At 66.9% G+C, this 797-nt stretch carries 1 pseudogene; it reads left to right on the top strand.

The features are described 5' to 3' along the window. Positions 1–256: 256 nt before the first annotated feature. Positions 257–797: pseudogene (locus V2J85_RS40270) on the top strand (ParA family protein); the annotation flags it as partial.

The raw sequence follows: 797 nt of genomic DNA, 5'->3' as shown, positions 1-797 counted from the left end.
GGCGGGTGGACGTGCAGATGCTCGACACGGTCGCCAGCTCGGCTACACCGAACACGACGTCAGTACCTGATCGAGGTCGGACGTCTCACGCTCCAACAGGCCGTGTGCGGACGTCACCGCCCGCCTTCGCGGTCGCCAGCTCGGCTACACCGAGGTCGTGGTATTACGCCGTAATATCGCGCCACTGACGGCACATCAGGGCATTAACTAACGTGTCGATGCTGTAGTCGATCATCCACGTTAGTAAGGTACGTGCATGACTTCGTCTGACGCAGGCGACCGCGAGAAGGTCGTCTCCAAGCTGCCCCCCGCCCTGCAGCAAGCGCTGAAGGTCCGTGCCGCCCAGCACGGCACCGACATCCAGCATGCTGTCGAAGCCGGCATCACCGCGTGGCGCCGGCTCGGAGCGAACCTTCCCGCTGCCGACACGGCAGGCGCGAAGCCGTTCGCCACCTTCCTCCCGCCCGGCCAGTGGGACGAGTTCCGCGAGGCCTGTGCCTCCCGCGGGGTCTCGCGCATCCAAGGGCTCACACAGTCCGTGCTGTACTGGCTCGACACCAACCCCGCCCCCGGCATCGTCCGCCCGGAGCACCCAAAGCGCATCATCATCTGCAACCAGAAGGGCGGCGTAGGCAAGACCGCGCTCGCCGCTGGCACCGGTGAAGCCTTCGCGGAGGACAGCGACCAGCTGCACCCTGTACGCATCTCCAAGCACTTCGCCGCCGCCCTCCTGAACCCCGACGACGAGCCCGCCTCTCCCCTCGACTACGAGGACCTCCCCGGGCTCGGACTCCGCG

Source organism: Streptomyces bugieae (assembly GCF_036352915.1).
In the GTDB taxonomy this organism is placed as follows: Bacteria; Actinomycetota; Actinomycetes; order Streptomycetales; family Streptomycetaceae; genus Streptomyces; species Streptomyces endophytica.
This window is presented reverse-complemented; position numbering and strand designations above follow the sequence as displayed.